We start from the raw sequence: 10,304 nt of genomic DNA, 5'->3' as shown, positions 1-10,304 counted from the left end.
GAACCTGACGGTTCCGGGCCCCGCCTGCGTGTCGAAAAAGTGGCAGCGCAACTTTTTCGAGAAAGACAGCATGGCGGAAGGGACTCGATTTCCAGCGAAATAGTCGCCCCTTCTGCTATGAGAGGTGTCATTTCCGAGGCACATGTCCCCGGAAACGACGGATTTTTGCTTTATTCCTGCGGCTGCGGCCGCAGGAACTCTGCGCGGCTTTCCTTTGCGGGAGGTCTTTGACAGGCCAGAGGCCCGGAACCGTATGGTTCGGGGCCTCGTCTCGTCGCTGTACTGTCTCAGTTCAGGAAGTCCTTCAGCTTCTTGGAACGGCTGGGGTGGCGCGCCGTCGTCGCGGGCTGCGCATTCCTCGCCTCCGCCGGACGGCGAAGGCTCCCTCGCTCCGCCGCTCCTCCTCTCCCCACGGGACCCGCTTGCGCTGGGCTCCCGCGGGGACCCCGAAACTGCGCCCAATGCCTGACGGCATCAAAAAAGAATCAGTTCAGGAAGTCCTTCAGCTTTTTGGAACGGCTGGGGTGGCGCAGTTTTCTCAGGGCCTTGGCCTCGATCTGGCGGATGCGCTCACGGGTGACGTTGAACTCCTTGCCCACCTCCTCCAGGGTGCGGGTACGGCCGTCCTCAATGCCGAAGCGCAGCTTGAGCACCTTCTCCTCCCTGGGGGTCAGGGTGCCCAGCACGTCCACCAGCTGCTCCTTGAGCAGGGTAAAAGAGGCGGCCTCCGACGGCTCGGAGGCGTCCTCGTCGGGGATGAAGTCGCCCAGGTGGGAGTCCTCCTCCTCGCCAATGGGTGTCTCCAGGCTCACCGGCTCCTGGGCAATTTTCAGAATCTCCCGCACCTTGTCTACGGGCATGCTCATCTCCTCGGCGATCTCCTCGGGGGAGGGGTCGTGGCCCAGCTCCTGGAGGAGCTGGCGGGAGACACGGATGACCTTGTTGATGGTCTCCACCATGTGGACGGGGATGCGGATGGTGCGGGCCTGGTCGGCGATGGCCCGGGTGATGGCCTGGCGGATCCACCAGGTGGCATAGGTGGAGAACTTGTAGCCCTTGGTGTAGTCGAACTTCTCCACCGCCTTGATGAGGCCCAGATTGCCCTCCTGGATCAGATCCAGGAAGAGCATGCCGCGGCCCACGTACCGCTTGGCGATGGACACCACCAGGCGGAGGTTGGCCTCGGCCAGGCGCTGCTTGGCGGCCTCGCCCCGCTTCACCAGGCGGCGCAGTTCCTTCTCCTCCTCCTCGGTGATGGAGACTTCCTCGCCGTTTTTCCGGGCCTGCTCCAGCTCCTCCATCTGCTCCTTGGCCGCGTCGCCGGCCCCCATATCCTGGGCTAACTGGATCTCCTCATCGGGAGTGAGCAGATTCACCTTGCCGATCTCCTTGAGGTACATCCGCACAGGGTCGTCGATGCCGAAGGAGTCCACCAGCGTATTGGGGTCCACCATCTCCTCCTCGGGGAGCTCCTCAATCTCGTTGAGCTCCTCCAGGGGGGGCATGATATCGTCAGCCAGCTCGGGCAGATAGTCGTCGCCCACGGTGTCGATCCCCAGGTTCTCCAGGGTATCGTAGATCTTGTCCATCTGGTCGCTCTCCAGATCCAGGTTCTCCAGCACATCCATGAGCTCACTGGACGAGAGCTTGCCGTTTTTCTTGCCCCGCTCGATCAGCTCCGCCAGCTTTTCCGCCCCCTGGACGCCCTCGACGACCTTCATGACCTCGATCTTGCCCTGCTCCATTTTCTTCACATTGGCCTGGGCCAGCTTGGTCTGATCCTCCAGGGTCAGGGTGTGTACCTTCTTGCTGGTGGTCTTCTTCTCACTCATGCGGTTATCCTCCATACGCTTTTCTTTCTCTGAACTTCTCCCGTGCCGCCAGCAGGGGGTCGCTTGCGCCCGCCCCGCCCCGCTTGAGGGCCTCGGTCTCAATGATTTCTATGTAATCCCGCAGGGCCTGGGCGCTGTGCGCCAGGGCCTCCGGCTGATCCATCACGCTCACCAGGTGGCTCATCTCCTCCGGGGAGAGCGCCCCGGCGAGGGCGGCCAACTGGGTGGAGCGCCCCTCCCGGTGGCGCTGGCACAGCAGGGCGTAGATCTTGGCCAGCACCGGGGCGGAAAACTGCTCCGGCCCCAGCCCCTCCACCTGGGGAAACAGGTCGGGCTCCAGCAGCAGCAGCCTCACCACCCCCTCCTCCGCCCGGGCCGAGCGGAGGTTCTCATACCGCAGCTCCCGCTCCCGGGGCTGGAGCTGGGCCGCCGGCGTCAGCTCCCGGCGGGCCTGCTTCTTGCGGGCCTGCCATGCCCGGTTCTTGCGGAACCGCTCCACCTCCTGAGCAAAGGCGGAGGAGGAGATCCCTGCGGCCGCCGCGGCCTTGTTGCCGTAAATCTCGCGCTCGATGGGACTCTGGAGCGCCGCCACCGTCTCCACCGCCTCCCGGAGGAAGGCCATGCGCCCCTCCTCGTCGGCCAGGCTGTGCTTCTGCTGGAGGGTCTCCAGCCGGTAGTCGTTCTGGCCCGCGCTGCCGTTCAGGCACTTCTCAAAGGCCGCCGGGCCGAATTTCTTCACAAAGTCGTCCGGATCCTGCTTGATGGGCTTTCCCTCCGCGTCGTAGGCGTTGGGGAGCTGGAGCACCCGGACGTTCAGGTTGGCGTTTTTCAGAATGTTGAGCACCCGGTCGGTGGACTGCTTGCCCGCCGTGTCATTGTCGTAGCAGAGCACCAGCTCCTTGGTGTAGCGGGCCAGAATCCGGGCGTGCTCCTCGGTGAGGGCGGTGCCCATGGTGGCCACTACATTGTCAAACCCCGCCTGGTGGAGGGTGATGACGTCGATGTTGCCCTCCACCAGCACCAGATTGGGCCGCTTGGTGCTCTTGGCAAAGTTGAGGGCGTAGATCAGCCGCCCCTTCTTGAAGGCAATAGTCTCCGGGGTGTTGAGGTACTTGGCCCCCTCCTCCCCCGGCAGGATGCGGCTGGTGAAGCCGGCCACCTCCCCCCGCACGTCGATGACGGGGAGCATGAGACGGGCGCGAAACTTGTCGTACACGCCGCCGTTCTTGCCCGCCACGGCCAGCCCGGCGTCGATGAGCTCCATCTTGCTGTATCCCTTGGCGGTCAGCGCCCTGGTCAGCGCGTCCCACTGCTCCGGAGCCGCCCCCAGGCCGAAGCGGGTGGCGGTGCGCGGCGCAACCTGCCGCTGGGCCAGATAGTCCCGCACCCGCGCACCGCCGGGGCCCTTGAGGTAGTCGTGGTAAAACCGGGCCGCGTCCCGGTTGGCCGCGAGGGCCCGGGCCCGCTTTTTGCGCCCGGCGTCATCGGTGCCTGCGTCGGGCACCTCCAGCCCCGCCCGCTGGGCCAGCAGGCGCACCGCGTCGGGAAAGGGCAGGTTCTCGATCTCCATGATGAAGGAGATCACCCCGCCCCCTTTGCCGCAGCCGAAGCAGTGGTAAATCTGTTTATCCGGCGAAACCGAGAAGGAGGGCGTCTTTTCGTTGTGAAAGGGGCACAGCCCCCACAGGTTGTTTCCCTTCCGGGTCAGGTGGACATAGGAGGAAACCACGTCGGAGATCTCGCTCCGGGCCACCAGCTCGTCGATGAATTGTTCGGGAATCGGCACGCCGCGCCCTCCTTCCGACTATGTTTTCCACAATATACCAGGCTTATACCCTCCCGCGCGGCCTGCCTGTCCGCGCCTACTTCACGCTCCAGGATTTCGGAATGAACGCCGCGTTAAAGCACTCCACCGCGTAGACGTCGGTCATGCCCGCAATATAGTCGCAGACGGCCCGCTCCACGCCCTCCTCCATCCTGATGTCCTGAAACTCCGGTGGCAGCTTGTCCGGCTCCCGCCGGTAGTAGTCAAACAGGCGGCGGAGCAGCTCCTGGGCCTTCCCCTCCTCCCCCTTGGCCACCGGATTGCGGTAGACAAATTCGAACATGAACGCCCGCAGTTCGCCCATGGCGTCCCGGCAGGCGGGGGACTGGAGAATTGCGTCCCGCCCGGCGCTCTGGGTGATGATGTCCACCGTCAGGGTGTTGATCCGCTCCGAGTGGGTGAAGCCCAGTACCTGGGAGATGGACAGGGGTATGTCCATGGGGTAGATGATCCTGCCCCGGATGGCGTCGTCAATGTCGTGGTTGATGTAGGCGATCTTGTCGGCCAGCCGGAGGAGCTGGCCTTCCAGGGTCTCCGCCCGGTCGGGGCCGGTGTGGCAGAGGATGCCCCGCCGCACCTCATAGGTCAGGTTGAGGCCCTCCCCCTCCTTTTCCAGCCGGTCCACCACCCGCAGGGACTGCTCGTTGTGGGCGAAGCCGCCGGGCAGGATTTCATTGAGCACCCGCTCCCCGGCGTGGCCGAAGGGGGTGTGGCCCAGATCGTGGCCGTAGGCCGCCGCCTCCGCCAGATCCTCGTTGAGCCGCAGGCCCCGGGCAATGGTGCGGGCGATGCGGCTGACCTCGATGGTGTGGGTCATGCGGGTGCGGTAATGGTCCCCCTCCGGCTCCAGAAAGACCTGGGTCTTGTGCTTGAGCCGCCGGAAGGCCTTGGAGTGGATGATCCGGTCGATGTCCCGCTGGAAGCAGGTGCGGGTGGGACAGGGCTCCAGCGGCGTCTGCCGCCCCCGGGATTGGGACGACAGGCATGCAAAGGGGGAGAGCATCTCCCGCTCCAGCGCCTCGGTCTGTTCGCGCAGGGTCACAGATACCACCTACCTCTCAGCAGTCTCTGTAACTATATACTTCTTTCCTCGGAAAAATCCTTCTTTTTTGCAAAAGATTCATGATTTGTTCATACTTGTGTCCGGGGCACCGCCTGGAAGGACTCGCCGCACACCTGGGCGGCCACTCCGCCGGCGGCCAGCTCGGTGAGCCGGGCGGAGAATGCCTCCGCCCGCTCCTCGGGCAGCAGGGCGTGCACCGTGACGTCGGCGGCGTACTCCACCTCCCCCAGCACCCCGCCGTGGGCCTCCAGCTCCAGCTTGAGCCGCTCGAAGAAGGAGTAGGGGCAGGGCACGGCCACCTCCACCCAGCGGCGCACCACGGAGATGCCCGCCGCGTCCAGGGCGTCCTTGGCGGACTGGGTATAGGCCCGCACCAGCCCCCCCGCCCCCAGCAGGATACCGCCGAAGTAGCGGGTCACCACGCAGCAGACGTTGGTGACCCCCTCCCGCTGGAAGACGTTGAGCATGGGCTGGCCCGCCGTGCCCTGAGGCTCCCCGTCGTCGGAGTAGCGCTCCACGCCCCCCTCCCGGATGCGGTAGCACCAGCAGTGGTGGCGGGCGTCGTAGTGCTTTTTTCGGATCTCCTCGATGCGGGCCCTGGCCTCCTCCTCGCTCTCCACCGGCCAGACATGGCCGAGGAAGCGGGAGCGCTTCTCCACCAGCTCGGTCTCGGACGCTCCGGTGGGGACAAAATACTCGGTCACCGCTCCCACTCCCTTCGGGTGACGGCAAAGTAGTGGGCCAGCCGGGTCTCGCCCAGCTGCTCCACCGCTTCAATACGGGAGAGGCGGTAGGTCATGCCGCACTTCTGCATGACCCGCTTGGACTTGCGGTTGCCGTCGTAGTAGGCCGCCCACAGGGCCTGGTAGCCCAGGTCGGCGAAGGCGTGGCGGATAATCTCCTTCACCGCCTCGGGGATCAGCCCCTGGCCCCAGCAGTCCCGGGCCAGGGAATAGCCGATCTCCTCGCTGGGCGTCCCCAGCTCCGTGCGGTGCCGGTCCACAAAGCCCGCCGAACCGATCAGGCGGCCGTCGGACTTGCGGAGCACCGCCAGGGCATCCGAGGGGACGAAGATGTTCTCGATGACCTGTCGGCTCTCCTCCACGCTCCGGTGGGGGCGCCACCCCGCCGGGGGGCCCACCTCCGGGTGGCTGGCGTAGGCGTACAGCCCCTCCGCATCGTCCAGGGTGAAGGGGCGCAGGAGCAGGCGGTCAGTCTCCAGTAACTGCATGGCGGTTCCTCCTTATATCGCAAGCATTGAACCCCCTCGGAGCGCGGAGGGGGTATCGCGCCGTTTACGGCGCCTCTCAGTCCTCCCAGGGCTCCTTGGGGGGCGTCCAGCCCGACACGATATAGTCCTTCAGGCGGCCAAGCTGGACGGGGGTACACACCGCCTCCACCTCGATGGCCTCGCCGTAGTCCACCCGCTCCACCTTGGCCTGCCGGTGGAGCATGTCCACCACGCCGCCCTGGTCGTAGGGCAGGCGGAGCACCACCCGGCAGGCGCCGGTGTCCAGGCGGCCGCCGATTTTCTTCAGCAGCTCGTCCAGCCCCTGGCCGGTCTTGGCCGAGATGGACACGATGTCCGCCCCGTGGGGAAGGATGTCGCCGGTAAATCTGTCGCACTTGTTGAACACGTCGATGCGGGGGGTCTGCTCCGCCCCCAGCTCCACGATGAGCTGCTCCACCACCGCCGCCTGCTCCCGCCACAGGGGATTGGAGGCGTCGATGACGTGGAGGAGCAGGTCGGCGTAGCTCAGCTCCTCCAGCGTGGCCTTAAAGGCCTCCACCAGATGGTGGGGCAGCTTGCGGATGAAGCCCACGGTGTCGCTGAGCAGCACGGTGCAGGTGTCGCTGATCTCCAGCGTCCGGGTGGTGGTGTCCAGGGTGTCGAACAGCCGGTTGTTGGCGGGGATGTCCGCCCCGGTCAGCCGGTTGAGCAGGGTGGACTTGCCCGCGTTGGTATAGCCCACGATGGCCACCACCGGCACCTCGTTCTTCTCCCGGCGGGTGCGCTGGGTGGCCCGCACCCGCCGCACCTGCTCCAGCTCCTCCCGCAGCTTCTGGATCTTGCGGCGGATGTGCCGCCGGTCGGTCTCCAACTGGGTCTCGCCGGGGCCGCGGGTGCCGATGGCGCCCTCCTGGCGCTCCAGGTGGGTCCACATGCCCAGCAGCCGGGGCAGCAGATACTGGTACTGGGCCAGCTCCACCTGGAGCCGTCCCTCCCGGGTGCGGGCCCGCTGGGCGAAGATATCCAGGATCAGGGCCGCCCGGTCCAGCACCTGGACGCCCAGCTCCTCCGACAGCACCCGCTGCTGGGAGGGGGATAGGGGGTTATCCACCACCACCATGTCCGCCCCCATGGCCCCCACCAGCTCCTTCACCTCAGCCGCCTTGCCCTCGCCGATGAAGGTGCGGGGATCGGGGGCGTCCTTGTTCTGGAACACGGTGCCCACGCACACGCCCCCCGCAGTCTCCAGCAGATCGGCCAGCTCCTCCATGGAGGTGTCGTCGGCGTTTTCCTCGGCCGACAGGCAGTGGGCGTTCAGGCCCACCAGCACCGCCCGGTTTTTCGCTTGCTTTGTCTCGTTTTCCGTCATACCGTCCTCCGCGCCGCGGGCCGCAGCCCCGGCGTCAGTTTTTCTTCAGCACTTCCACAATCTCCCCGATGAAGATGCGGTGGTAATCCTTTTCGGGGTACCACTTCCCGTCCAGCTCTCCGTCCAGGAAGTGGGTCGGGTCCATGTCCTGCCAGTACGCCTTTTTACACACCAGCACCAGCCCGGCCTCCTCAAAGTAGGGCGCGCCGCACGCCGCCCCGGCCACCGTGAAGCCGCACTCCTTGACCTTATCCACGTCCCGGCCGCTCTTGGAGCCGCACAGGGCCAGGGCCTTCCGGTACTCCTCCCCGAAGAAGGAGAGGGTGAAGCAGTCCTCCCGCTCCACGAACTCCAGGGTGTACCGCTGGGGGCGGATGTAGACCGTGGCCACCGGCTTCCCCCACAGCACGCCCAGGCCGCCCCAGCTGGCCGTCATGGTATTGCACCGCTCCGCCGTCCCGGCGGTGACCAGCATCCACCGCTCGCCGATCATGGAAAAGACGTTCTGGTCCAGCTCCTTGGGGTCAATTCTGCTAAACATCGCTCTTACCTCCATCCGTTGATCACCGTGTCCGGATCGTCCACATAGACCGAAACCTCGCCGCACTGGGGGCAGACCGCGGCCTTCAGAATTCCCATCCGTCCGTCGCCGCGCACGAAGCTTCCCCCATTGTCGATGATAATTTCATGTTTATGCCCATCCTCCTTGACGTTCCAGCCCTCCACCATCTCTGTCCCGCAGCGCAGGCACTTGCGCATGGCCGTCTCCCTCCTTATTCTTATGCCGCTCCGGCGGCTGGTATCCTTCCGATGCAAAAGAGCCCGTACCGAAACCGGTACGGGCTCTTACATACGAACTTACTTCTTGTCCAGGCCGAACTTCTTGTTGAAGCGGCTGACGCGTCCGCCAGTATCCACCATCTTCTGCTTGCCGGTGAAGAAGGGGTGACACTTGGAGCAGACTTCCACGCGAATGTCCTTCTTGGTAGATCCGGTTTCGATCACATTACCGCAAGCACACTTGATCGTGGTCTGTTCGTAGTTGGGATGGATGCCTTCCTTCATGGTGTGTTCACCTCTTTCTCGTTCTGGATGAGGCGGCGCAGCAAACCTCCACGCCTTATAAACGCTAGGATAGTATAGCACAGGAAAACCGGAATTGCAACTGTTTTTTCGAGAAATTTTTCAAGTTGCCAGCGGCCCTTCACACATCCACCGCCTGATCCAGGGCGAAAAACCACAGGCACCGGCGGATCACCGGCTTCCCGGTGATCTCCTCCAGCGCCCGGCTGTAGGCCGCGAGCTGGGGCCGGTACTCCTCCGCCCGGGCCGCTACAGAGCGCCGGTCCACCCGGTCGGTCTTGAAGTCCACCACGGTGATGCCCTCCAGAGTCTCAAAGCAGCAGTCCACCACGCCCTGGAGGAGCACCTGCTCCTCCGCCCCGGCCTGGGGGTAGTAGTCCGCCGCCGGAACCAGGATGGAGAACTTGAACTCCCTCCGCAGGGAGGTGGAGGCCATCAGCTCCCGCCCCAGGGGAGAGGCGAAAAAGGCCGCGATTTTGGCCGGGTCCACCGCCTCCCCCTGCTGGGGGGTGAGGAAGGCCCGCTCCACCAGCCGGGCGATCTCGGCCCGCACCTGCTCCACGCGCTCCGTCCGCTCGAAGTCGATGTACTGCATGACCAGGTGGAGGGCGGTGCCCTTCTGGGCCGGGGTGAGGCCGAACTCCTCGGCGGCGAACCGGGGCCGCCCCAGGCGGATGGGCCGGGGGGGCCGGACCGCCGCCTCGGCCACCTCCTCGTCCAGCGCCCGCCCCTTGAGCTGGGTGGCGGTGAGCTTGGAGGGCAGCTCCACCTCCGCCCCGTGGGGATAATGCCAGGCCAGCCGGGCCGCCAGGGCGGCGGTCTCCTCCCCCGCCCCCGCGGAAATCATCTCGCCGTCCGGGGGACCGGATGGGGAAATGGCGCTCTCCTCCGGCTCCGCCTGGAACTCCGCCCCGTCCACAAAGCGGATATCCCAGGCCGGACCGAAGTCCGCCGCCGGGACGGGCACCTGCACCCCCGCGGCCCGGCGGAGGACCTCCCCGTCGGGCCGGGCCAGGGCGGGCAGCAGCACCCACTGCCCCACGCTCTGGCACCCGGCCAGCACCTGGGGCTCCACCGGACAGGCCGCGTCGGGGGCCAGCTTCTCCAGATCCCGCGCCCCGCCGGTGAGGGCCACCGACAAAATCAGCTTCTCCTTGGCCCGGGTCATGGCCACATAGAGCAGCCGCAGCTCCTCGGCCATCATCTCCAGCTCCAGCTTCCGGGCCACCGCCCGGCGGGCCAGGGTGGGATACTCCATCCCCCGCTCCACGTCCAGCCGCTTGGGACCCACCCCCAGCTTGGGGTGGAACAGGATGGGCCGGCTCATGTCCTCCCGGTTGAGCCTCCGCGCCAGCCCGCAGAGGAGCACCACGGGGAACTCCAGCCCCTTCGACTTGTGGATGCTCAGGATGCGCACGCCGCCCCCCTCCCGGCCGGGGGCGGGCAGGGCCAGCTTGGCCCCGTTCTCCCGCAGCCGGGTCAGGTAGGACAAAAAGCCGAACAGGCCCTTGTGGCCCGCCCCCTCGAAGCGGCGGGCCAGCTCCGCCAGGGTGAGCAGGTTGGACTGCCGCTCCTCCCCCCGCTCCATGGCACCGAACACCCCCAGCAGATTGGTGCGGTCGTAGAGCTGCCAGAGCAGCTCGTGGCTGCTCAGCTCCCCCGCGCCGAAGCGCAGCTCGTCCAGCTCGGTCAGAAAGGCCCGGCTGTCCTCCCCGCCGTCGGCGGTCAGGGCGGCGTAGAAGTCGGTATCGGGGCTGGCAGCCCGGAGCTCCGCCAGCCGGTCGGCGGAGAAGCCGTACACCGGGGAGCGGAGGACGGAGATGAGGGGCACGTCCTGCCGGGGGTTGTCCACGATTTGGAGCAGGGAGAGGGCCACGTTCACCTCGGTGGGGGCGAAGAAG

The 10,304-nt window shown here is 66.1% G+C and carries 10 protein-coding genes; all 10 read right to left on the bottom strand.

Going from position 1 to position 10,304, the window contains the following annotated elements; genetic code table 11:
- Positions 1-485 precede the first annotated feature (485 nt).
- Positions 486-1,832 (bottom strand): RNA polymerase sigma factor RpoD, encoded by a 1,347-nt coding sequence (gene rpoD, locus ACESY8_RS07275; RefSeq protein ID WP_065535777.1) that lies wholly within the window; start codon positions 1,830-1,832, stop codon positions 486-488.
- 4 nt (positions 1,833-1,836) lie between these two features.
- The gene (gene dnaG / locus ACESY8_RS07270; RefSeq protein ID WP_204681211.1) at positions 1,837-3,618 is read right to left on the bottom strand and encodes a DNA primase; all 1,782 of its coding nucleotides are present in this window, start codon (positions 3,616-3,618) and stop codon (positions 1,837-1,839) included.
- Positions 3,619-3,694: 76 nt separating this feature from the next.
- A complete protein-coding gene (locus ACESY8_RS07265) occupies positions 3,695-4,699 on the bottom strand; it encodes a deoxyguanosinetriphosphate triphosphohydrolase (RefSeq protein ID WP_007489596.1) in 1,005 nt (334 codons plus the stop codon).
- Between the two features lie 89 nt (positions 4,700-4,788).
- On the bottom strand, positions 4,789-5,424 hold the full coding sequence (locus ACESY8_RS07260; RefSeq protein ID WP_035298463.1) for a YigZ family protein: 636 nt from the start codon (positions 5,422-5,424) through the stop codon (positions 4,789-4,791).
- Positions 5,421-5,951, bottom strand: a complete 531-nt coding sequence (locus tag ACESY8_RS07255) for a GNAT family N-acetyltransferase (RefSeq protein ID WP_007489593.1) — start codon at positions 5,949-5,951, stop codon at positions 5,421-5,423. Before ACESY8_RS07255 ends, ACESY8_RS07260 begins: the two co-directional genes overlap by 4 nt.
- Positions 5,952-6,027: 76 nt before the next feature.
- On the bottom strand, positions 6,028-7,320 hold the full coding sequence (gene hflX, locus ACESY8_RS07250) for a GTPase HflX (RefSeq protein ID WP_007489592.1): 1,293 nt from the start codon (positions 7,318-7,320) through the stop codon (positions 6,028-6,030).
- 34 nt (positions 7,321-7,354) lie between these two features.
- Entirely contained in the window at positions 7,355-7,861 is a 507-nt protein-coding gene (locus ACESY8_RS07245) for a flavin reductase family protein (RefSeq protein WP_054338425.1), read from the bottom strand.
- A 5-nt stretch (positions 7,862-7,866) separates the two neighbouring features.
- On the bottom strand, positions 7,867-8,079 hold the full coding sequence (locus ACESY8_RS07240) for a hypothetical protein (protein ID WP_007489590.1): 213 nt from the start codon (positions 8,077-8,079) through the stop codon (positions 7,867-7,869).
- 99 nt (positions 8,080-8,178) lie between these two features.
- Positions 8,179-8,385: a 50S ribosomal protein L31 gene (gene rpmE / locus ACESY8_RS07235; protein ID WP_007489589.1), complete on the bottom strand. Its 207-nt coding sequence runs from the start codon at positions 8,383-8,385 to the stop codon at positions 8,179-8,181.
- Between the two features lie 139 nt (positions 8,386-8,524).
- Positions 8,525-10,304 (bottom strand): 3'-5' exonuclease (locus ACESY8_RS07230; protein ID WP_498794682.1); only part of this gene is annotated, 1,780 nt, incomplete at its 5' end.

This window comes from Clostridium sp. ATCC BAA-442, from assembly GCF_964239415.1.
Classification (GTDB): Bacteria; Bacillota; Clostridia; order Oscillospirales; family Oscillospiraceae; genus Flavonifractor; species Flavonifractor plautii.
The sequence above is the reverse complement of the archived record's forward strand: the minus strand, read 5'-3'. Positions and strand labels throughout refer to the sequence as shown.